Annotated in this window: 18 protein-coding genes and 1 pseudogene; 9 read left to right on the top strand and 10 right to left on the bottom strand. The window is 65.7% G+C overall.

Features of this window, described 5'->3' with window-relative positions:
* Window positions 1–23 precede the first annotated feature (23 nt).
* The 4 genes from MYCSM_RS19225 (at window position 24) to MYCSM_RS19210 (ending at window position 3,391) form a co-directional block, all read left to right on the top strand.
* Window positions 24–824: a dioxygenase family protein gene (locus MYCSM_RS19225; RefSeq protein WP_015307827.1), complete on the top strand. Its 801-nt coding sequence runs from the start codon at window positions 24–26 to the stop codon at window positions 822–824.
* Between the two features lie 22 nt (window positions 825–846).
* Window positions 847–1,917, top strand: coding sequence for a class I SAM-dependent methyltransferase (locus MYCSM_RS19220; RefSeq protein WP_015307826.1), 1,071 nt, complete (start codon window positions 847–849; stop codon window positions 1,915–1,917).
* Between the two features lie 19 nt (window positions 1,918–1,936).
* Window positions 1,937–2,761, top strand: a complete 825-nt coding sequence (locus MYCSM_RS19215; RefSeq protein ID WP_015307825.1) for a serine hydrolase domain-containing protein — start codon at window positions 1,937–1,939, stop codon at window positions 2,759–2,761.
* Window positions 2,762–2,878: 117 nt separating this feature from the next.
* A complete protein-coding gene (locus MYCSM_RS19210) occupies window positions 2,879–3,391 on the top strand; it encodes a DUF3145 domain-containing protein (RefSeq protein ID WP_015307824.1) in 513 nt (170 codons plus the stop codon).
* Window positions 3,392–3,542: 151 nt separating this feature from the next.
* Here MYCSM_RS19210 and MYCSM_RS19205 read toward each other — a convergent pair whose 3' ends face one another.
* Window positions 3,543–4,460, bottom strand: a complete 918-nt coding sequence (locus MYCSM_RS19205; RefSeq protein WP_015307823.1) for a diacylglycerol kinase — start codon at window positions 4,458–4,460, stop codon at window positions 3,543–3,545.
* Window positions 4,457–6,037 carry an FAD-binding oxidoreductase gene (locus MYCSM_RS19200; protein WP_015307822.1) on the bottom strand — a complete coding sequence of 527 codons (1,581 nt, stop codon included), beginning with the start codon at window positions 6,035–6,037 and terminating at the stop codon, window positions 4,457–4,459. The genes MYCSM_RS19205 and MYCSM_RS19200 overlap by 4 nt, the downstream gene beginning before the upstream one ends.
* A gap of 59 nt (window positions 6,038–6,096) precedes the next feature.
* Here MYCSM_RS19200 and MYCSM_RS19195 point away from each other — a divergent pair, with 59 nt between their 5' ends.
* The 3 genes and pseudogenes from MYCSM_RS19195 to MYCSM_RS19185 all read left to right on the top strand — a co-directional run.
* Window positions 6,097–6,678, top strand: coding sequence for a TetR/AcrR family transcriptional regulator (locus tag MYCSM_RS19195; protein WP_041312404.1), 582 nt, complete (start codon window positions 6,097–6,099; stop codon window positions 6,676–6,678).
* Window positions 6,675–8,213: a glycerol-3-phosphate dehydrogenase/oxidase gene (locus tag MYCSM_RS19190; protein WP_015307820.1), complete on the top strand. Its 1,539-nt coding sequence runs from the start codon at window positions 6,675–6,677 to the stop codon at window positions 8,211–8,213. The genes MYCSM_RS19195 and MYCSM_RS19190 overlap by 4 nt, the downstream gene beginning before the upstream one ends.
* A gap of 39 nt (window positions 8,214–8,252) precedes the next feature.
* Window positions 8,253–9,595 (top strand): annotated as a pseudogene (locus tag MYCSM_RS19185) (amino acid permease); the annotation flags it as partial.
* 53 nt (window positions 9,596–9,648) lie between these two features.
* Here the strand turns inward: MYCSM_RS19185 and MYCSM_RS19180 are convergent.
* Window positions 9,649–10,710 carry a VIT1/CCC1 transporter family protein gene (locus MYCSM_RS19180; protein ID WP_015307819.1) on the bottom strand — a complete coding sequence of 354 codons (1,062 nt, stop codon included), beginning with the start codon at window positions 10,708–10,710 and terminating at the stop codon, window positions 9,649–9,651.
* 73 nt (window positions 10,711–10,783) lie between these two features.
* Here MYCSM_RS19180 and MYCSM_RS19175 point away from each other — a divergent pair, with 73 nt between their 5' ends.
* Entirely contained in the window at window positions 10,784–11,569 is a 786-nt protein-coding gene (locus tag MYCSM_RS19175; RefSeq protein ID WP_015307818.1) for an alpha/beta hydrolase, read from the top strand.
* Window positions 11,570–11,641: 72 nt separating this feature from the next.
* On the opposite strand, the gene MYCSM_RS19170 is transcribed toward MYCSM_RS19175, so the two are convergent.
* From MYCSM_RS19170 to aceE, 7 genes are all read right to left on the bottom strand, one after another.
* Window positions 11,642–13,063: an acyl-CoA carboxylase subunit beta gene (locus tag MYCSM_RS19170; RefSeq protein WP_015307817.1), complete on the bottom strand. Its 1,422-nt coding sequence runs from the start codon at window positions 13,061–13,063 to the stop codon at window positions 11,642–11,644.
* A gap of 57 nt (window positions 13,064–13,120) precedes the next feature.
* Complete coding sequence (kasB, locus tag MYCSM_RS19165) at window positions 13,121–14,383, bottom strand: 3-oxoacyl-ACP synthase KasB (RefSeq protein ID WP_015307816.1); 1,263 nt, start codon at window positions 14,381–14,383, stop codon at window positions 13,121–13,123.
* Between the two features lie 24 nt (window positions 14,384–14,407).
* Window positions 14,408–15,658, bottom strand: coding sequence for a 3-oxoacyl-ACP synthase KasA (gene kasA / locus MYCSM_RS19160; protein WP_015307815.1), 1,251 nt, complete (start codon window positions 15,656–15,658; stop codon window positions 14,408–14,410).
* Complete coding sequence (acpM, locus tag MYCSM_RS19155) at window positions 15,655–15,954, bottom strand: meromycolate extension acyl carrier protein AcpM (RefSeq protein WP_015307814.1); 300 nt, start codon at window positions 15,952–15,954, stop codon at window positions 15,655–15,657. Before acpM ends, kasA begins: the two co-directional genes overlap by 4 nt.
* A gap of 67 nt (window positions 15,955–16,021) precedes the next feature.
* Window positions 16,022–16,948 carry an ACP S-malonyltransferase gene (locus MYCSM_RS19150; protein WP_015307813.1) on the bottom strand — a complete coding sequence of 309 codons (927 nt, stop codon included), beginning with the start codon at window positions 16,946–16,948 and terminating at the stop codon, window positions 16,022–16,024.
* 139 nt (window positions 16,949–17,087) lie between these two features.
* Window positions 17,088–18,374, bottom strand: a complete 1,287-nt coding sequence (locus MYCSM_RS19145) for a PucR family transcriptional regulator (protein ID WP_015307812.1) — start codon at window positions 18,372–18,374, stop codon at window positions 17,088–17,090.
* Between the two features lie 39 nt (window positions 18,375–18,413).
* Entirely contained in the window at window positions 18,414–21,212 is a 2,799-nt protein-coding gene (aceE, locus tag MYCSM_RS19140; protein ID WP_015307811.1) for a pyruvate dehydrogenase (acetyl-transferring), homodimeric type, read from the bottom strand.
* A gap of 181 nt (window positions 21,213–21,393) precedes the next feature.
* On the opposite strand from aceE, the gene MYCSM_RS19135 reads away from it, so the two are divergent.
* A complete protein-coding gene (locus MYCSM_RS19135) occupies window positions 21,394–21,948 on the top strand; it encodes a hypothetical protein (RefSeq protein ID WP_015307810.1) in 555 nt (184 codons plus the stop codon).
* The last annotated feature ends 56 nt before the right edge of the window (window positions 21,949–22,004 follow it).

The raw sequence follows: 22,004 nt of genomic DNA, 5'->3' as shown, positions 1-22,004 counted from the left end.
GGTTCCGGTGGCAGGCTTGGGAGATGGTGACCCTGCCTGATGCCGGCCGAAACGCGCTTCCGACGGTTTACCTGTCCCATGGCGCACCGCCGCTCGTCGACGACGAACTGTGGGTTTCGCAGCTGAGAAAGTGGGCGGCCGACCTGCCGACACCGAGCGCCATTCTCGTCGTGTCCGCGCACTGGGAAGCCGCCCCGCTGACCATCGGTTCGACCACCACCGAAACCCCGCTGACCTACGATTTCTGGGGATTCCCGCAGCACTACTACGAAATCACCTACGACGCTCCAGGCGCATCCGACCTCGCCGCGCGAGTCGAAGCGCTGATGCCCGACAACGAGCCCGTCGCCCACGACCCAAACCGCAGGCTCGACCATGGCGCCTACGTCCCGCTGACGGTCATGTACCCCGACGCCAGCATCCCGGTGCTCCAGATCTCGATGCCCACGTTGGACCCGCAACGTCTGCTGGCGCTCGGCCACAGGCTTAGACCGCTGCGCGACGACGGCGTGCTGATCATCGGATCCGGATTCACCACGCACGGCCTGCCGTTCCTCGATGACCCCTCGCCCGGCGCCACCCCGCCGGGTTGGTCCACCGACTTCGACGCCTGGGCCAGCGAGCGCTTCGCCGCAGGCGACGTCGACGCGCTCATCGACTTCCGGCACCGCGCGCCCGGTATGCCGTACGCCCATCCGACCATCGAGCACTTCTCACCGTTGTTCGTTGCGCTCGGCGCATCCGGTGATCCGGGCCAGTCGCCCAAACAGGTCATCGACGGCTACTGGATGGGCCTTGCAAAACGGTCCATTGAACTGATCTGAATCACCTAGCGTTGAGGTTGGCATGACAACGCTTGAGCCGAATACCGACACCACCGAGGAATTCGCCGAACGGATGGTCGGCGCGATCGATGCCGCCAGCCTGGCCCTCCTGCTGTCGATCGGACACCAGACCAAACTCTTCGACACGATGGCTGGGCTGCCCGCAGCCACGAGTGCACAGATCGCCGATGCCGCCGGGCTCAACGAACGCTATGTGCGTGAGTGGCTGGGCGGTGTGACTGCAGGCCGAATCGTCGATTACGACCCTGCGGCGCAGACCTATTGGCTTCCAGCCCACCGCGCCGCGGTGCTGACGCGCGCAGCAGGGCCAGACAACCTTTCGCATGTCGCGCAGTTCATTCCCCTCCTGGGTGAGGTGGAACAGAAGATCATCGGTTGCTTTTCCGCCGGTGGCGGCTTGTCGTACAGCGAGTATCCGCGCTTCCACAAATTGATGGCCGAGATGAGTGGTGAGACGTTCGACGCCGCGCTCATCGACGTCATCCTGCCGATGGCCGAGGGTCTCCCTGAGCTGCTTCGCGACGGCGCCGACGTGGCCGACATCGGCACGGGCAGCGGGCATGCCGTCAACGTGATGGCGAAGGCGTTTCCGGCCAGTCGGTTCACCGGAATCGACTTCTCCGACGAGGGCCTCGCCGCGGCTAGGGCAGAAGCGTCGCAGTGTGGATTGACCAACGCGGCGTTCGTCGCCAAGGACGTGACTGCGCTAGATGAAACCGAAACCTATGACGCCATAACGGTATTCGATGCGATCCATGACCAAGCTCATCCCGCGCAGGTGTTGTCCAACATCTACCGCGCGCTGCGGCCCGGTGGCGTGTTTCTGATGGTCGACATCAAGGCGTCCAGCCAAGTCGAGGACAACATTGGCGTGCCGTTCGCCGCTTACCTGTACACCGTTTCGACGATGCACTGCATGAGTGTGTCGCTTGCATTGGACGGCGACGGGCTCGGCACCGTTTGGGGACGCCAGCTCGCCACGACGATGCTGGCCGATGCGGGCTTCCGCGACGTTGCCGTGCACGAGATCGATTCGGACCCGATCAACTTCTACTACGTCGCCCGAAAGTAGTCCGACTAGGCTGCTGCGGGTGCCTGCGCTCGACGCCATCGCCGGCTGGCCCGTCAACTCCGCCGCGGCCGCGGTGGTCGCTCCGTCCGGAGTGATCGCGCAATACGGCGACCCGAAGCAACGATTCGCGTTGGCGTCGGTCACCAAACCACTCGTCGCTCGCGCCGCGCAGATCGCGATCGAAGAGGGTGTCGTCGAACTCGACACCGAAGCCGGCCCGGCGGGCTCCACGGTCAGGCACCTGCTCGCACACGCGACCGGCTACGCGATGAACTCGCCGGAATTGATTGCCAAGCCGGGCCAGCGTCGCGTCTACTCCAATTACGGGTTTCGGGTGCTCGCCGAGACGGTCCAGCAGGCGTCGGGCATCGAGTTTGGCCAGTACCTGGCCGAGGCGGTCTTCGAACCGCTTGGCATGACCGATTCCACGCTGGATGGCGGCGCGGAAGGCGCCGGATTCGGGGCGACGTCCACGGTTGCGGACCTGGCGGCCTTCGCAGTCGACCTGCTCCGGCCCAAGACGGTTTCTCGCCAGATGCACGCCCAGGCCATTGACGTGCAGTTTCCTGGGCTGGCTGGGGTTTTGCCCGGGTTCGGGTCGCAGCGGCCGAATGATTGGGGGCTGGGCTTCGAAATCCGGGACGCCAAGTCGCCGCATTGGACCGGATCGTCCAATTCAGGCCGGACGTACGGCCATTTCGGCCAGTCAGGGACGTTTTTGTGGGTCGATCCGGACGCGGACCTGGCGCTTGTCGCGCTGACCGACCGCAACTTCGGGGACTGGGCTTACCGCTGCTGGCCAGCGATCTCTGACGAAGTGCTGAGAGAATTCGGGGCACACTAGCGCAACAAGGGCCTCACAAGGCACAATAGACACGCACGACACAGTGCTAGCTCTTAGTCATTCGGTTCTGCCAGGTCGTTGGGGAAGACGTCCCTCGCGGAACCGAAGGAGCAGCAGATGCGTGCAGCGAACCAATTCGCCGACGCGGCGACAGGTGTGGTGTACATCCATGCCTCACCTGCGGCGGTGTGCCCGCACGTCGAGTGGGCGTTATCGTCGACCCTTCAAGCAAGGGCGAACCTCAAGTGGACGCCGCAACCGGCCATGCCCGGACAGCTGCGCGCGGTCACCAACTGGATCGGGCCGGTGGGCACCGGGGCGCAGCTCGCCAACGCGCTGCGCTCGTGGTCGGTGCTGCGGTTCGAGGTGACCGAGGATCCGAGTGCGGGCGTCGACGGGCACCGCTGGTGCCACACCCCGCAGCTGGGTCTGTGGAGCGGCGCGATGAGCGCCAACGGCGACGTGATGGTCGGCGAAATGCGGTTGCGCACCCTGATGTCGTCGGGGGCCGATGTGCTCGCGGCCGAACTCGATACGGTGCTCGGCACCGCGTGGGACGAGGCGCTGGAGCCCTATCGCGACGGCGGGGATGGCGCGGAGGTCAGCTGGCTCAGCCGCGGAGTCGGATAGCCGCTTAGGGCCCTAACTGACGTCGTCCGTATACAGATGTCCTGATCGGCAAGTGGCTGCGGGCTGGGGCTCTTTCTGCCGATTTCCGCGAAACTGCAGTTAATGCGTAGCCCACTCGATCTTTCTCGCAACAACTGCAACCTCGCGGAAGTCAGCGTGCTGGCTTGGGCACCAAAATCTTCAAGGCGCTCGGCACTACTGACACGTCGACCGGAAGCGGACACACGTACTCGCCGTCGGCGTAGGCGTTGATGCCGGGGGAGTCCACGCTGACCGACCCCGCGCGCTCGGTGGTGACGGCGTCGAGCTCGATGTGCGTGCCCTTGAAAACGGTGGGGAACAAGCGAATTAGCCGTGTCCGCGATGTCGCGTGGACCATGGTGATGTCGAGTTGGCCGTCGGAATGGTCGGCGCCCGGACAGATCTGCATGCCGCCGCCGTAGCTCTTGGTGTTGCCGAACGCGGCCAGGGTCAGGTCGGCCACGATCGTCTTGCCGTCGTCGAACGCGAGCCGGAACGGCAGCGGCCGCAGCTGCGAGATCTCGGCGATCATCGCCAGGTTGTAGCGCATCCGGCCGTGCGGCCACCGCATCCGATTGGTGCGGTCGCTGACCAGCGAGTCGAAACCGGCGGCCATGATCGTGCCGAACCACTTCCGCACCCCGGCGTGATTGTCGATGCGCCCGAGGTCGACGGACTCCGTCCAGCCGTCGGCGACGATGTCTGCGGCGGCCTCGGGATCGCTTCTGGGAAGCCTATATTCGCGTGCATGGTCGTTGCCGGTGCCCGCGGGGATGATGCCGAGAGGGATATCGCCGAGCGCAATTGACTGCAACGCCAACGAGATGACACCGTCACCGCCGCACACCACCAGTGCGTCGGTGCCGTGTGCCAGTGCCTCGTCGAGAAGTTGGCGCGCGTGCTCCGCATACCTGCCGACGATTTCGCACGCGTCGACGCCGCGCTGCTGAAAACGCGCGATCGCCCGCTCGGCCGCGTGCTTCGCGTTGCCGTGGCCCGACATCGGATTTGTCAGAACGGTGACGCGGCCGATCTCGCGTTGGGTCACGGAATGAGCTTGCCGGGGTTGAGGATTCCGGTCGGATCGAGCGTGGCCTTGACGGCCCGCAGCACCGCGACGCCCAGGTCGCCGATCTCGTCGCGCATCCACGGTCGGTGGTCGGCGCCGACGGCATGGTGATGGGTGATCGTTGCACCGGTGCGCATCATCGCGTCCGACGCCGCGGCCTTGGCGTTGCGCCACTGCTCGATCGGATTGCCGCGTTGGCCCGCGACGACGGTGAAGTACAGCGACGCGCCAGTCGGATACACATGCGAAATGTGGCACAGCACGAGCGCAGGCGTGCCCGATTCGGCCAGTGAGGTCGTCAGCGCCCCGGTGACAGCGGCCTTGAGTGCGGGCAGGTTGGACCAACTGGTCGCGGTTTCCAGCGTCTCGCACAACGCGCCGGCCGACAGCAGCGAGTCACGCAGATAGGGGGCGCTGAACCGACCGTGCTCCCACGCCCGCGCCGGCGCCTCCCCCAGCGACGTGCCGCCGTGGGCCTCCATCAGCGCGCGGGTTTCGGCGTGGCGGCTATTGGCGTGCGCCTCAGTACCTTCGAACACGGTGATGGCCAGGCAGCCGCCGGTGATCTTGTCTTCGCCAATGCTGTCGGTGGTCGCAAGGTTGACTCCGGTCTCGGCTTCGTCGGACAACCGGATCACGGTCGGCCCTGTCCCCGTTTGGACGACGGCACGTAGCGCGTCGGCGCCGGTCGCAAAGTCCGGGAACGACCATGCCTCGTAGCGGGTGGTCTCGGGCACCGGATGTACCCGAACGCGCACGCGGGTGATGATGCCGAACACGCCCTCCGAGCCGATCATCAGCTGCCGAAGGTCGGGCCCCGCGGCCGACTCCGGCGCCCGGCCGAGGTCGAGCACGCCGGCGGGTGTCACCGTGCAAAGGCCGCGGACCATGTCGTTGAAGCGGCCGTAGCCCGCAGAGTCCTGTCCCGAGGATCGCGTCGCGGCGAACCCGCCGATGGTCGCGAATTGAAAGCTCTGCGGGAAATGCCCCAGCGAGTAGCCACGCTCGCCCAGTAGTCGCTCGGCGTCCGGGCCGGTGAGCCCGGCACCGAGTTCGGCTTCGCCCGACACCTCGTCGAGCGAATGCAGCTGGTCGAGTCGCCGGAGGTCGAGCGAAATCACCGCCTTGAAGTCGCCGCGGATCGGGTCGAGGCCGCCGACCACGCTGGTGCCCCCGCCAAACGGAACGATCGCGATGCTGCGGTCCGCGCAAAATTGGAGGATCTCGGCCACTTCTCCTTCGCTGCCGGGCAACAGCACGGCATCCGGCGCATCCTGCACCCCAGAATCCTTGCGGCGCAACAGATCCAGCGTCGACTTGCCGCCCGCCCGCAGCAGCCGGGCATGGTCATCGACGCCGCAGTAGTCGGCGCCGACGATCGCGCCGAGCGCGTCGCGATCGGCCTGCGACAGCGCCGACGGGCGCAACCGCACCTGCTCGGCTTCGAGTTCCGCCGTGGTCGCGTCCTCGAGTCCAACCGCCTGCTTGAGCAGCGAGCGGATGCCTTCAGATAGCGGTTTTGCCCCCGCCGGGTCGCCCCATGCGTTCCACTTCATAGGAGGCAGAAGTGCGGCCTGCTGGCCATTCGGACGCGTCATGCGTTACAGTATTACACATGGTGTCAATCAGTAACGACTCCTCGTCAACCACCGGCGACCGCATCCTGAAGGCAGCGGCCTATTGCGTGGTGGCCTACGGTGTCGATCGAGTGACGCTCGCCGAGATCGCCCGCCGGGCGCGCGTGAGCAGGCCGACCGTCTATCGACGTTGGCCTGACATCAAGTCGGTGCTGGCGGCCTTGCTCACCACCCACATCGTCGCCTCGCTGGACTCCGTGCCGAGCCGGGGCGTCGGCCGCAGCGCGGTGGTCCACCGGATCGGCGAAGTGGCCGACCGCCTGCGCAAGGACGAGGTGGTCATGGCCATCATGCGCAACGCCCCCGAATTGACGATGGTCTACCTCACCGAGCGACTGGGCACCAGCCAGCAGATCCTCATTGACACGCTGGCCGCCGATATCAAGCTCGCACAGGAGGGGGGCAGCGTGCGCCCCGGAGAGCCTCGGCAGCTCGCGGCGATGTGCCTGCTGATCGCCAGGTCGACGATTCAGTCCGGCGCTATCGTCGCGCCGATTCTCGACGCCGACGCGCTCGACATCGAGCTAGCACATTGCCTGAACGGATACCTCACGCCGTGACGTCATCGACAGCCCTCAACGAGACCCGGCGCGCCAGTGAGCTGGCGGCCATTGCTGACGGCGAATCCCTCGACGTCATCGTGATCGGTGGCGGCATCACCGGCACCGGCATCGCCCTGGACGCGGCGACCCGCGGGCTGCGCATTGCTCTTGTCGAAAAGCACGACCTCGCATTCGGCACCAGCCGGTGGAGCTCGAAGTTGGTGCACGGAGGGTTGCGTTACCTGGCGACAGGCAATGTCGGGATCGCGCGCCGCAGCGCGGTCGAACGCGGAATCCTGATGACGCGCAACGCTCCTCATCTCGTCAAGGCCATGCCGCAGCTGGTGCCGCTGCTGCCCGAAACGAACACGGCGTCAAGAGCTTTGGTGCGCTTCGGATTCGCGGCCGGCGACGGCCTGCGCAAGCTGGCGGGTACCCCGTCCTCGACGTTGCCGCGCTCTCGGTGTATCAGCGCGGCGCGGGCGATCGAGATGGCGCCCACCGTGCGCCGTGACGGTTTGAGGGGCGGCTTGCTGGCCTATGACGGGCAGCTCATCGACGATGCGCGACTGGTCACCGCGGTGGCGCGCACGGCGGCGCAGCACGGTGCCCGCATCCTGACCCGCGTCGCGGCGTCGAATGCAACAGGCACCTCGGTGACGCTGACCGATACGCGCTCAGGCGAGTCGTTGCAGGTCACCGCACGCGCCGTCATCAATGCCAGCGGCGTGTGGGCGGGGGAGGTGGACAGCTCTATCCGGGTGCGGCCCAGTCGCGGAACTCATTTGGTGTTCGATGCCAAATCGTTCGGCAATCCCGTTGCCGCGCTGACTATTCCGATACCCGGGGAGATCAACCGGTTCGTGTTCGCGATGCCCGAACAGCTGGGCCGGGTGTACCTCGGGCTGACCGACGAGGATGCGCCAGGCCCGATTCCCGATGTCCCCGAGCCGACGTCGGAGGAGGTCAGCTTCCTGCTCGAGACCGTCAACACCGCACTGGATGTCGCGCTCGGTCCGGATGACGTGGTCGGCTCCTATGCAGGGCTACGGCCGCTGATCGACACAGGACAAGGCCGCACGGCCGACGTCTCGCGGGACCACGCGGTGGTCGAGTCGCCCTCCGGCGTGATCAGTGTGATCGGCGGCAAGCTGACCGAGTACCGGTACATGGCCGAGGATGTTCTCGATCGCGCCGTCGCGCTGCGGGGGCTGCCTGCAACCCCGTGCCGCACCCGGAATTTGCCGTTGGTCGGCGCACCGTCGAATCCCGTTGCGACGCTGCGATCTTCAGCAGATCTGCCGGGGTCGCTGGTCGCCCGCTACGGTGCCGAGGCGCCCAACGTGATCGCGTCGGCGGGCTGTGAGAGGCCGACGGAGCCGGTGGCCGAGGGCATCGACGTCACCCGAGCGGAGTTCGAGTACGCGGTCACCCACGAAGGTGCGATGACCGTCGACGACATTCTGGATCGCCGGACCCGCATTGGGCTGGTGGCGTCGGACCGTGCCCGAGCGGCTGCCGCGGCCGAGGAATTGCTGACACAGCACGCTTAACCACGTTGTTGAATGGGCACTCGATTGTCCATGGAACGAATGACGGAAGCCGCAACGGCGGCTGCCCCAACACTGAAGAAAGCCCTCAGTCAGCGCCAACTGAGGATGATCGCCATCGGCGGCGTCATCGGGGCGGGGCTGTTCGTCGGCTCCGGAGTGGTGATGGGCGACACCGGGCCAGGCGCCTTCCTGACCTATGCGCTGTCCGGGGTGCTGATCATCATGGTCATGCGGATGTTGGCCGAGATGGCGGTGGCCCACCCCTCGACCGGATCGTTCGCAGACTATTCGCGTGACGCTATTCGCGTGACGCGCTCGGGCACTGGGCGGGTTTCTCGGTCGGTTGGTTGTACTGGTACTTCTGGGTGATCGTCGTCGGCTTCGAGGCGATAGCCGGTGCGAAGATCGTGCAGTTCTGGATTGACGTCCCGCTGTGGCTGTGTGCGCTGATCTTCATGGTGTTGATGACGGCGACCAATCTGTTCTCGGTGAAGTCCTACGGCGAGTTCGAGTTCTGGTTCGCCGGCATCAAGGTGGCCGCAATCCTGGCTTTCATCGCGATCGGTGCCTGCTTCGTTTTCGGCCTGTGGCCCGACAAGTCGATGGACTTCTCGAACCTGACGAGCCACGGCGGGTTCATGCCGATGGGTGCAGGAGTGATCACGGTCGGCATAGTGACGGTGATCTTGTCGATGGTCGGCCCGGAGATCGCGACGATCGCCGCAGCGGAGTCCTCTGATCCGGAGACGGCCGTGGCGAGGGCGGCCAACTCGGTGATCATGCGAATCCTGGTCTTCTACGTTCTTTCGGTGTTCCTCGTCGTGACGATCGTGCCGTGGAACGACAAAGAGCTGGCCGGTTCGCCGTTCGTCGCGGCGTTCACGAAGATGGGCATCCCGTATGCCGACCACATCATGAACGCTGTGGTGCTGACCGCCGTGCTGAGCTGCCTGAATTCGGGGATGTATACGGCTTCTCGCATGTTGTTCGTGCTCGCGGCCCGCCACGAAGCCCCGCAACGGCTGGTCCGGTTGACCCGGCGGGGCGTGCCGGCGAACGCGATCCTGTTCTCGTCGATCGTCGGATTCCTGTGTGTGATCGCCGCCGCGTTCGCCGAGGACACGATCTTCGCGTTCCTGCTCAACTCCAGCGGCGCGATCATCTTGTTCGTCTACATCCTGATCGCGATCTCGCAGATCGTGCTGCGCTACCGCGACCCCGACGCCGAGTTGCGACTGAAGATGTGGCTGTTCCCGGTGCTGTCGATCCTGACGACTATCGCGATGCTGGCGATCCTGGTGCAGATGTATCTGGACGACAAACTCCGGTCGCAGCTGCTGCTGAGCCTATTGTCGTTGGCGGTGGTCGTGGGCCTGTACCTGGTGACCGGCGGTTCATCGACCGACGCAATGCAGCCGAACCCGGCGACGTTCGGCTACCGCGCGCCGGTCTCGAACAGCAACCCGAGCAGGTAGGTGACAGTGGCGGCGCCGTAGCCGATCATCAGCTGTCGCAGGGCGCGACGCACGGGCGGTCCACCTGAGAGCAGCCCGACGACGATTCCCGTTGCAAGCAAAGCGATTCCGACCAGGGCGGCGGCGACCACGATCGCGACGGTGCCCTGCAACCCGACGAGATAGGGCAGCACAGGAATCAGCGCACCTGAGGCGAAGAAACTGAAGCTCGACACCGCCGCGCGAACACCCGTGCCGACAGTCTCATGCCCGTCGGGTTCAAGCCGGCCGAGTCGGCTTGGGCTGCCGCTTGTCGCAAGGTTGCTCAGCACCTTCGCCGCGTGACCGGTCGCCTCGTCAGCGCTCATGCCGCGGGCTCGGTAGACCAGCGACAGCTCGTTGGCGTTGACGTCCAATTGCGGTAACGCGTCGCCGGCCTCTGGGCTCGGCGTGGATGCCTCCAGTAGTTCGCGCTGTGAATTGACCGACACGTACTCGCCCGCACCCATCGACAGTGCGCCTGCGAGTAGGCCGGCAAGGCCGGTGGCCAGCACCGTGTGGTTGGTGACGCCAGTCGCGCTGATGCCGAGGACGAGCGCAAGGTTGCTGACCAATCCGTCGTTCGCACCGAAAACCGCTGCGCGGAAACTGCCCGACAACTGATTACGGCCACGGGTGGCCAGTGCGCGGACGACCTCCAGGTGGATGCGCTCATCGGCGGCCATCGTGGGCGTGGCGTCGACGTCGGTGTCGTAGGCAGAGCGGGCTTCTGCCCGCTGCGCGAGCGCCAACACGAATACCGACCCGAAGTGTCGTGCGAGGAAGCTGAGCATGCGGGTGCGCATGTCGGCGCGCCGCGGCTTGCCTACCTGGTCGCCGAGCAGGTTCAGCCAATGCTGTTCATGGCGCCGCTCGGCGTCGGCCAGCGTCAGCAAGATGTCGCGTTCCTCGCCGGTCCGGCGCTGCGCCAGATGCCGGTACACGCCCGCTTCGGCGCGTTCATTGGCCAGGTGCTGACGCCAGCGGCGCAGATCGCTATCCATGTCGCGATCATTCCCCGAAATCGAGTATCCAACTACTCGTTCGGTTCCCAGACACGCTTGCGAATCTGATCGCATGCTCGAAGTAATCGATAAGGGCGCGGTCAGCGAGGCGCACCCGGTCCCGCTCTTATTCATCCATGGCGCATGGCACGGCGCGTGGTGTTGGGACGAGTACTTTCTTGGGTTCTTCGCCGACAGGGGGTATCGCGCACTGGCCCTGAGCGTTCGCGGCCATGGAAATAGCCCGGCCGTCAAGCGCATGCAGTTCTGCCGGACGGCGGATTTCGTGACCGATGTCTGCACTGTTGCCGACGATCTTCCCGAACGGCCCGTTGTGATTGGGCACTCCCTGGGTGGCCTTGTGGTTCAGAAGTACCTCGAGTCCCACGATGCACCAGCCGGCGTGCTGCTGGCGTCCGCGCCGCCAAGTGGTGCACGCGGTTTCTTCGCTCGTGAGATGAAACGGCACCCTTGGGTTTCCCTGAGAACCGCTGCTACGACCAGGTCGTTACACGGGTTCAACACGCCCGAGCGTTCGCGCCGATATTTTTTCTCTGCGGAAACGCCTGAGGCCGATGTCGTCTGCTACACCGCTCGGCTCACGGAGGAATTTACGGGCGGAATTACTTTCGACACGTTGCTCAATCTGCCCAAGCCGCAACGGATCACCACCCCGCTACTGGTTTTGGGTGGCGAATGCGACGGTTGCTTCACTCAGGAAGAGGTGCATGCCACGGCACGTGCGTACGGCACCGAAGCCGAAATCTTCCCGGGTATGGGACATGACATGATGCTCGAACCGGACTGGGAAGCGGTGGCGCAACGCATCGACGGCTGGCTGCGCGCCCAGCGTCTCTGATGTGGTGACGAGACGCACAATCGCACGATTCCAACGGAATTCGTGCGATCGTGCGTCTGCTCGCCGTAGCGACTACAGCGGGATGTTCTTGTGCCGGCCGCGGCGCTGCGGGGCCTCGGCCAGTGCCTGGGTCAGCTTGCTGCGGGTGTGGGCCGGGTCGATCTTCTCGTCGACGACACCGATCTCGATCGCGGAATCCACACCACCGGCGATCTTTTCGTGCTCGGCCGCCAGCTGTTCATGCAGAGCCTCGCGCTCGTCGTCCGAGGCGGCGGCGAGCTTCTTCTTGTGCAGGATGCCGACCGCAGCCTTGGCGCCCATCACGGCGACCTCGGCGTCGGGCCACGCGAACACCTTGGTGGCGTTGAGCGACCGTGAGTTCATCGCGATGTAGGCACCGCCGTAGATCTTGCGGGTGACCAGCGTGACCCGCGGTACGGTGCACTCGCCGAACGCGTGCAGCAGCTTCGCGCCGCGGCGCACCACGCCGCCCCACTCCTGGTCCACACCGGGCAGGTAGCCCGGCACGTCGACGATGACGACCAGCGGAATCCCGAACGCGTCGCACAACCGCACGAAACGTGCTGCCTTCTCGGCACTTTCGGAATTCAGGCAGCCGCCGAGCCGCAGCGGGTTGTTGGCGATGACGCCGACGGAGCGACCGGACAGACGACCGAGTCCGACGACGATCGACGGCGCCCACTTGGCCTGAAACTCTTCGAACGGCGCGTCGTCGTCGAGGAGCGCCTCGACCAGCGGGTGCACGTCGTAGGCGCGCCGCGCCGAATCCGGCAGCAGTGCATGCAGGTCGGTGTCGCCCGACTCGGCCTTGCTGCGGTCGAAATGACCTTGCTGGCAGAACAATCCAACCAGACGGCGGCCGCGCTCGTACGCGTCGAGCTCGTTGTCGGCGACGATGTGGCAAACGCCGGACTTCTTGTGGTGGGTGTCGGGTCCGCCGAGCGACGCCATGTCGACGTCCTCGCCGGTGACACTGCGCACGATGTCGGGTCCGGTGACGAACACCCGGCCCTCCGGTGCCATCACCACGACGTCAGTCAGGGCGGGGCCGTAGGCAGCGCCTCCGGCCGCGAAACCGACCACCACCGAGATCTGCGGGACGTAACCGGACGCACGGATCATGGCCTCGAAGACCAAACCGACCGCGTGCAGCGCCTTCACGCCTTCGGCCAGCCGCGCACCACCGGAGTGCCAAATGCCCACGATGGGGCTCTGCTCCTCGATCGCGGTGTCGTAGGCGTTGACGATGTGCGCGCAGCCCTCAACACCCATGGCACCGCCCATGACGGTGCCGTCGGTGCAGAACGCGATGGTGCGCACGCCGTTGACGGTGCCGGCCGCGGCCAGCACGCCCGAGCGGTCACGCTCGTGCAGCAGCTCAACGCTACCGTCGTCGAAGAACGTGCTCAGGCGCAACAGCGGATCGCGTGGATCAAGCGATTCGCCGACAGCCTCGGGGGCCATGATGGTCATTGAAACCTCCTGTAGCGCATCGGATGTCGGCTTGATGCCCTCTAGAAATCTGGTGTGTCAGTACTTTCCGAAGGCGAGCGCGACGTTGTGCCCACCGAATCCAAACGAATTGTTCACTGCGTATTGGTAATTGCCGGGTCGAGGACCGCCATGCACGACGTCCAAGTCGATCTCCGGGTCGAGATTCTTCAGGTTCAGCGTCGGCGGGATGACCCCGTTCTTCAACGCCAAAACGGTCAGGATGGACTCGACAGCGCCGACCGCGCCGACCGAATGGCCGAGCGCCGACTTCGGTGCGTACACGGCAGGCTTGTGGCCGCCCATCGCCCTGTTGATCGCATGTGATTCGGCCACGTCGCCGACCGAGGTTCCGGTCGCGTGTGCGTTGACGTGGTCGATGTCAGTGGGCTTTAGGCCCGCGAGCTGGATGGCGCGCGACATCGCGTGCCCGGCCTGCTCACCATTGGGGTCGGGCGCCACCATGTGGTAGCCGTCCGATGTGACGCTGGCACCCATCAGGCGCGCCAGGATGTTCGCGCCGCGCGCCTTGGCGTGCTCCTCGGTCTCGATGACCAGCAGCGCACCACCCTCGCCGAACACGAACCCGTTGCGGTCCTTGTCGAATGGCCGGCACGCGCCTGCCGGGTCATCGTTTGTGGTGGACAACACGATTCGCATCTGGGCGAAGCCAGCGATCGGCACTGCTTCGATCTTCGATTCCACCCCACCGCAGATCGCGATGTCGGCTTCGCCGAGCACGATCTGCTGCCACGCGTGGGCGATGCCCTCGGAACCAGATGCACAGGCCGAAACCGGCGTGATGACACCGGCTTTGGCTGCCCGCTCGAGACCGACGGCGGCCGCAGGCGAATTCGGCATGTACTTCTGTACTGCCAACGGGGACACGGCCCGCATGCCCTTCGCGCGCATATCGTCATACGCGAAGACCAATTCCTCGGCCGAGCCGAGGCCGGTCCCGATGGAGACCATCAAGCGACGGCTGTCCACCTCGGGAGTGCCCGCGTTCTCCCATGCCCGCCGTCCGAGGACGGTGGACATCTTCTGCAGGTACGACAACCGGCGCAGCTCGACACGGCTGAGCTCGCTGTCGAAGTCCTCGAGAAGGTGGCCACCGATCCGGACCGGAAGGTTGTACTGCTCGACAAACGGATCCTCGAGCTTGCGGATACCGCTTTGCCCGTCGAGTAGCTTCTGCCAAGTGCTTTCGGCATCGGTCGCCAATGCCGTCGTCATGGCCATGCCAGTGACGACGACATTGGGGAAACCGTTCCCCGTCGAAAGCTGAGTTCGTCCTCCCATTACTGTCCCGAACGTTCCTCTCGCCTAGTAACGGCCAAACGCCAGGGCGACATTGTGCCCACCGAAGCCGAACGAGTTGTTGATGGCGTACTGGTATTCGCCATAACGAGGTTCGCCCGCAACGACATCGAGATCGATCTCGGGATCGGGCGTCTCGTAGTTCAGCGTCGGCGGAATGACACCGTCGCGCAGCGCAAGCACCGTCAGCACCGACTCGAGCGCGCCCACCGCACCAATGGAGTGGCCGAGCGCCGACTTCGGCGCGTACACCGCGGCGTGCTCCACACCGGCGACCCGGAGGGCGTTCGCCTCGGCAGTGTCACCGATCGGGGTGGCAGTGGCGTGGGCGTTGACGTGGCTGATGTCCTTCGGATCCAACCCCGCCGTTTCCATCGCACGCTTCATTGCGTGACCTGCCCGCACGCCGTCGGCGGCGGGAGCCACCATGTGGAACGCGTCGGACGTGATGCCCGCACCCAGGAGTCGGGCCAGCGGCTTGGCGCCGCGAGCCTTGGCGTGCTCCTCGGTCTCGATGATCATCATCGCGCCGGCCTCGCCGAACACGAACCCGTCGCGATTCTTGTCGAACGGACGGGAAGCGCCCTCGGGGTCGTCGTTTCGGGTCGACATGGCACGCATCATCGAGAACGTCGCAATCGGCAGCGCCTCGATGCCGCCCTCGACACCACCGACGACGGCGAAGTCCGCGTCACCCATGACGATCTGACGCCACGCGTGGGCGATGGCCTCCGAACCCGACGAGCAGGCCGACACCGGAGTGATGACGCCGGCGCGGGCCCCCAGCTGGAGGCCCACCACCGCTGCCGCCCCGTTGGGCATGATCATCTGAACGGCCAGCGGGGACACCTTGCGGGGCCCGCCTTCGTTCATCGCGTCATAGGTCTCGACGATCTTCTCGCCGCCACCAAGACCCGTGCCGATCACCACCGCGAAGCGGTCGGGGTCGACCTCGGGGGTACCCGCGGTCTCCCACAGCTGGCCGGACAGCAGCTTGGCCATGCGCTGGACATACGACATCCGTCGCATGTCCAGCCGGCCCATGTGGTCGTCGACGGGATCCTTGAGGTGGCCGCCGATGCGGACCGGCAGATCCCACTTGGTGACGAAATCGTCCTCGAGAACGTGGATGCCGCTCTCACCGGCCAGCAAGCCCTTCCACGTGCTCTCGATGTCCCCAGAGATCGAAGTCGTTGCCGCGACGGCGGTCACTACAACACTGGGGAACCCGCCGTTAGCAGTGGAAGGCTTGGTCACTTGGTCTCCGCGATCTGCGCCCGAATGGCCGCGGCGGCCTCGGGGTTCTCTTCCTCGAGCTTCTGGATGTAGGCGACGACGTCACCGACGGTGCGCAGGCCGGCGAGGTCCTCGTCGGGGATCTTCACGCCGTACTTGTCCTCGGTCTGCACGGCGATCTCGACCATCGACAGCGAGTCGATGTCCAGGTCGTCGACGAACGACTTCTCAGGGGTCACCTCGGACGGCTCGATGCCGGTTACCTCTTCGATGATCTCGGCGATGCCGGCGATGATTTCTTCCTGGGTGGTGGCCACAATGGCTCCTTCTAACTAAATGGGTTGATACTGCTTGAAATTGACGATCTTTATTTCGTTGTACTGGTTAGAGCTCAGCTAGCCCGTCCAGATCAGCGGGGGACTTGACGGCGTGCGTCGGCACCCCCCGAAGTTCACGTTTGGCGATGCCTGCCAGGGTGCCCGCTGGCGGGAACTCGACGATCGCCGCCACCCGGCCCTCCGCGCCGCGGCGCAGGTACTCGGTGCACAAGTCCCACCGCACCGGGCGTGTCAGCTGCGCCACCAACTTGGCCATGGCGTCCGCTGCCGAGGCGACGGGCTGACCGTCCGCGTTCGACAGGAGTTTCGCGGTGGGCTCGGAGGTCGTTACACCCGCGGCCGCCCTGGCGTATCCGTCGGTGGCCGAGGCCATGTACTGCGTGTGGAATGCGCCCGCGGTGGCCAGCTGGCGGACCCGGGCCTTGGCAGGCGGATCCTCGGCGAGCTTGTCCAGTGCGGACAGCGCTCCGGCGGCCACGATCTGCCCGGCCGCGTTGCGGTTGGCCGGAACGAGGTCCAGGGCCTCGAGACGGGCCAGCACCTCGGCCTCGTCGCCGCCGAGCACCGCGGACATCCCTGTCGGCTCCAGCGCGCAGGCCTTGGCCATCTCCGAACCGCGGGTGGCGGCCAGCTTGACGGCGTCGTCGGCGGAGATGACGCCGGCGATTGCGTAGGCGGCGATCTCACCGACCGAATGGCCGGCCACCGTGATCTCGCTGGCGTCTTTACCGCTGAGCAGCCCGCGTCGGGTCAGTTCCTCGTGGGCCAGCAGGGTCGCGGCGACCACAAGCGGCTGGGTCACGGCGGTGTCGGTGATCTCCTCGGCCGTGGCGGTGGTGCCCAGGCGAGCCAGGTCCAGGCCGCTGATCTGCGACCACGCGGCGAGACGCTCGGCAGCGCCGGGCAGCTCAAGCCACGCGGCGAGCATGCCGGGAGTCTGGGAGCCCTGTCCGGGCGCAAGCAATGCAAGCACGTCTTTAAGAGAACACTGTGAAGACGACTTTGCGCGGTGTAAGAGATTATGAACCTCGTCTTATGTTTTTGTAGGATCTCCACAAAACGGCATGTGATGCGACTCCATCGATACCGCTCCGCAACATCCCGCAAACCTGTTACCCGGCGCGATGGGTCACCTGCGGCCGCGGAAAGTCGGCCGACACTGCCCTCGACGAGGCATTTGGCGTGACGGGGTGATACGGCTGGCGTCCCAGCCGTCCGACCGTCGAGGCGACGCGCAGCACGTACGCATCGCGCGGAACGGTGGGATCGCGGCCGGTGAAGTCGGCGATACGTTTGAGCCGGTAGCGGACGGTATTTGGATGAACGAACAATTTGCGCGCGCACGCCTCGATCGCGCCGCCCGAGTCCAAGTAAGCGTCCAGTGTTTCGGACAACGCAGGACCGGCATCGGCCAGCGGGCGCATCACTTCGGCTTCCAAGGCGGCGACTGCGGTCGCGTCGCCGAGCAGAGCCCGTTCGGGCAGCAACTCGCGCGCTGACACCGGCCGCGGCGCCCCGCTCCAGCCGGCGACGGCGTTCATTCCGGCGATCGCCTCGGTCGCACTGACGTGTGCCGCTCCCAGCGTCGGTGCCGTGGGCCCGATCACCACCGGTCCCTCCGCGAAGACGTCCAACAGTTCGGCGAGGAAGCGGTCGGTCGGACCGAGCGGGCCCGACACGATGGCCAGCAGCCAGGTGCCGTGCACGTCGGACAGGGCGGCACGCCCGTTGCGGCTGACGACGTCGTGGACGTCATCGCTTGTCAGGTCCACTCGGTCGGGGTGCGGCAGCCCGACGATCACGGTCGCGGGCGCGGTGGCATCCCAGTTCAGCGCCGCGGCCTGTGACTGCAGCTCGGGGCCGGTGTCCCCGCGGACGACGGCGTCGACGATGTTGGCCTCCATCCGGGTGTCCCACGCGCCGCGCGCCTCGGCTTGGTCGGCGTAGGCGGTAGCGGCGGCGAACGCCAAATCCCTGCTGTAGCGCAGGATTCCGGCCGTCAGTGCGGTCAACTGCTCCTCGGAGCGAGCCAGCAGAGGCACCACTTCCTCGCAGTACTCCATCGTGACGCGGACCATCTCGACTGACTGCCGCAGCGCGATTCGTCGCCGAAGGTCTTGTGGCACCACCTCGAACGCCTGCGCCGTGTAGCTGACGTTGCTCTGCGGATTGCGCATCCACTCGACGAAGTTGACCACCGCGGCCTGCACCACCAGTTGCACGCTTGCGCGCTGTGACGCCTCCAAGTCGGCGAAGTACGGCAGCCGTTCCTCCATCGCGCGCACGACTTCGGTCGCCAACCGGCCCGAGTACTGCTTCAGTCGGCGCAGCACGGTGTCGGGCACCGTCTCCAGCACCTCGATCGTGGACTTCGGCGGGATGTACCGATTGTCGGTCATCACCAAAGGCTACGCGACTGTTCTGGAGGAAACCTCCAACTAGGCGCTGCCGGTGTCCTTGTATGAGACGCCGGCGGCCATCACGTCGTCGATCTTGTACTTGCGCGCCGCCTCGACCGCGGCCGAGTCGTCGATGTTGCCGTCGCGGGCGAGACCCTCCAGGACGCCGACGACGACCGATTCGGCGTCGGTGTTGAAGTACCGCCGCGCCGCGGGGCGGGTGTCTGAGAATCCGAAGCCGTCGGCGCCCAACGTGATGTAGGTACCGGGCACCCACGGCCTGATCTGCTCGGGCACCGCACGCATCCAGTCGGACACCGCGACGACCGGCCCGGCCGCGTCGGCCAGTGCCTGAGTGATGAATGGCGTGCCCGGCGGGCGCTCGGGGTGGCGCAGCCGTTCCTTCTCTATCGTCACACCGTCGCGGTTGAGCTCGCCCCAGCTGGTCACCGACCAGACATCGGCGGCGACGTCCCATTCCTCGGCCAGCAGGTCGGCCGCGCGCACCGCCTCAGGCATGGCGACTCCGGAGGCAAGGATCTGCGCAACGTGCGTGCGCTTCTCCGGCGCCTGCCGGTAGCGGTAGATGCCGCGCAGCAGCGCTTCGACGTCGATCCCTTCGGGTTCGGCGGGCTGCACATAGGGCTCGTTGTAGATGGTCATGTAGAAGTAGACGTTCTCCGGGTTTTCGCCGTACATGCGGTGCAGGCCGCTCTCCACGATGTAGGCGATCTCGTAGGCGAACGACGGGTCGTAGGCCACCACCGCCGGGTTGGTCGCGGCCAGCAGCAGCGAGTGCCCGTCCGCGTGCTGCAGGCCTTCGCCGGTCAGCGTGGTGCGGCCCGCGGTAGCGCCGAGGACGAAGCCGCGGGCCATTTGGTCGGCGGCCGCCCAGAAGCCGTCGCCGGTGCGCTGGAACCCGAACATCGAATAGAAGATGTAGACCGGGATCATCGGCTCGTTGTGCGTGGCGTACGACGTGCCGACCGCGGTGAACGATGCTGTCGAGCCGGCCTCGTTGATGCCCTCGTGCAGGATCTGGCCGACTTCACTTTCCTTGTACGCCAACATCAATTCGGCATCGACGCTCGTGTAGAGCTGACCGTTGCGGTTGTAGATCTTCAGGCTCGGGAACCATGAGTCCATGCCAAACGTGCGGGCCTCGTCCGGGATGATCGGCACGATGCGCTTGCCAATCCCGTCTTTTCCGGTGTCCCGCAACAGTTCCTTGAACGTGCGGACGGTCGCCATGGTGGTGGCGACCTCCTGGTTACCCGAACCCTTTTTCAGTGCCTTGTAGGTGTCTCGGCCCGGCAGCGTCAGCGCCTTGGACTTGGTGCGGCGCTCCGGCACGAAACCGCCAAGCGCACGGCGCCGTTCGAGCATGTAGCGGATCTCTGGGGCCTCCGGGCCCGGATGGTAGTAAGGCGGCAGATACGGGTTCTTCTCGATTTCCTCGTCGCTGACAGGGATGCGGATCGCGTCGCGGAAGAACTTAAGATCTTCTATCGCAAGCTTTTTCATCTGATGCGTGGCATTGCGACCTTGGAAGTGGGCGCCCAGCGAGTAACCCTTGATGGTCTTGGCCAGGATCACCGTCGGCTGGCCCTTGTGCTCGGTGGCCGCGCGGTAGGCCGCATACACCTTGCGGTAATCGTGCCCGCCGCGCTTGAGGTTCCAGATCTCGGAATCCGACATCTTCTCGACCAACGCCTTGGTGCGCGGGTCACGTCCGAAGAAGTGGTCGCGGACGTAGGCGCCGTCGTTGGCCTTGTAGGTCTGGTAATCACCATCGGGGGTGGTGTTCATCAGGTTGACCAGTGCGCCGTCGCGGTCGGCGTGCAGCAACGCATCCCACTCGCGACCCCACACCACCTTGATGACGTTCCAGCCCGCGCCCCGGAAGAACGACTCCAGCTCCTGGATGATCTTGCCGTTGCCGCGCACCGGGCCGTCGAGGCGCTGCAGGTTGCAGTTGATCACGAAGGTCAGGTTGTCCAGGCCCTCATTGGCGGCGACCTGAATCAGGCCGCGGCTTTCCGGCTCGTCCATCTCACCGTCGCCGAGGAACGCCCACACGTGTTGGTCGGAGGTGTCCTTGAGGCCGCGGTCGTGCAGGTAGTGGTTGAACCGTGCCTGGTAGATCGCGTTCATCGGGCCAAGGCCCATCGACACCGTTGGGAACTCCCAGAAGTCCGGCATCAGTCGGGGGTGCGGATACGACGGCAACCCGCCGCCGGGGTGGCTGTGCTCCTGGCGGAAGCCGTCGAGCTGGTCAGCGGTTAGCCGGCCCTCGAGAAATGCGCGCGCGTAGACACCCGGCGAGGCGTGGCCCTGGATGTACACCTGATCGCCGCCGCCCGGATGCGCCTTGCCGCGGAAGAAGTGGTTGAAACCGACCTCGTACAGCGCCGCCGACGACGCATACGTCGAAATGTGGCCTCCCACACCAACTCCCGGGCGCTGTGCCCGGTGCACCATGATCGCTGCGTTCCACCGGATCCATGCTCGGTAGCGTCGCTCGACGTCCTCATCGCCGGGAAACCACGGCTCGAGTTCGGTCGGGATGGTGTTCACATAGTCGGTCGATGTCAGCGCGGGAATGGCCACCCGCTGTTCGCCGGAGCGTTCCAGCAACCGCAACATCAAATAGCGCGCTCGCGCCGGGCCCGAGCGCTCCAGGAGCTCGTCGAACGACTCGAGCCATTCGGCCGTCTCTTCCGGATCGATATCGGGCAGATACGACGCGACGCCTTCTCGAATCACCCGAACCCGATCGGGTTCGGCTGCGGTGGTGGAGTTTTGGGCCAGGTCTTGGCGCACGAACTCGGTGGTCAACTTCCGCTCCTTGTTAGGCGGTTCCAGGTGCTACGCGATCGGCGTAACTGCCTCCATCTTTGTCCCATCGTGCCCCACTTGCACTGCCGGGGGTGCCGAGTGGAATGAACCCACTCAAAGGGTCCAATCCGGGCTAAACCGGTAACGTCTGCAGACCGTGCTTATCGCTGGGCTGTCTCGCATGCGGCTGAAGTTCGTCGCCCTGGTGATCGGCGGCCTGGCTGCCGTGGCGATGATCATCGTCGGTTGCACCAGCGTCACGCAGGGCAGCGCGGAGATCGACCGTGCCGACGCTCCCGTCTATCGGGCCTCGGTCTCGGCCTCGAGCCAAGAGTCGGCGGCCAGTTCGAGCTCCCGCGAATCCGAGCGTCAGGCGTCGTTGACGAAGCAGGCCGTCCACACATCGTGTGAAGCGCTGAGCTCATCGAGTGTCGACGCCATCACCGCAGTAAACAACTACGTCGACGCCTTCAATAAGAACGCCGCCGATGCGGCGGCCAAGGGACCCCCGGCGGTCGACGCGCTCAACCACAGCGCGGATCTGGTCGGGCGCAGCGTTTCCGACCCGCTCAGCCCCAACCTGCGCGACGCGCTCACCGCCTGGGTCGACGCAGCAAGGGGGGTCGCCGCGGCGATCGCGGGCAATTTCGGACCCGACGAATTCAACGCGGCGATCACCAAGCTGAACGACACCAAGACGACCGCACTGAACCTGTGCGACGCCGCATATCGATGAACCTGCCGCCAGTGGTCGGTCTTCGGGCCTCGGCGTGCGACGATAGGCCTTGAGAC

It is taken from the genome of Mycobacterium sp. JS623, from assembly GCF_000328565.1.
Lineage (GTDB): Bacteria > Actinomycetota > Actinomycetes > Mycobacteriales > Mycobacteriaceae > Mycobacterium.
Note: the sequence above shows the minus strand (reverse complement) of the source record. Positions and strands in the feature narration are given on the sequence as shown.

Coding starts and splice junctions, on each gene's coding strand:
- MYCSM_RS19135 (WP_015307810.1), top strand. CDS start 21,394: ATGCGGCTGAAGTTCGTCGCCCTGGTGATCGGCGGCCTGGCTGCCGTG.
- MYCSM_RS19180 (WP_015307819.1), bottom strand. CDS start 10,710: ATGGATAGCGATCTGCGCCGCTGGCGTCAGCACCTGGCCAATGAACGC.
- MYCSM_RS19145 (WP_015307812.1), bottom strand. CDS start 18,374: ATGACCGACAATCGGTACATCCCGCCGAAGTCCACGATCGAGGTGCTG.
- MYCSM_RS19220 (WP_015307826.1), top strand. CDS start 847: ATGACAACGCTTGAGCCGAATACCGACACCACCGAGGAATTCGCCGAA.
- MYCSM_RS19210 (WP_015307824.1), top strand. CDS start 2,879: ATGCGTGCAGCGAACCAATTCGCCGACGCGGCGACAGGTGTGGTGTAC.
- MYCSM_RS19170 (WP_015307817.1), bottom strand. CDS start 13,063: ATGACCATCATGGCCCCCGAGGCTGTCGGCGAATCGCTTGATCCACGC.
- MYCSM_RS19175 (WP_015307818.1), top strand. CDS start 10,784: ATGCTCGAAGTAATCGATAAGGGCGCGGTCAGCGAGGCGCACCCGGTC.
- kasB (WP_015307816.1), bottom strand. CDS start 14,383: ATGGGAGGACGAACTCAGCTTTCGACGGGGAACGGTTTCCCCAATGTC.
- MYCSM_RS19200 (WP_015307822.1), bottom strand. CDS start 6,037: ATGAAGTGGAACGCATGGGGCGACCCGGCGGGGGCAAAACCGCTATCT.
- MYCSM_RS19195 (WP_041312404.1), top strand. CDS start 6,097: ATGGTGTCAATCAGTAACGACTCCTCGTCAACCACCGGCGACCGCATC.
- MYCSM_RS19225 (WP_015307827.1), top strand. CDS start 24: ATGGTGACCCTGCCTGATGCCGGCCGAAACGCGCTTCCGACGGTTTAC.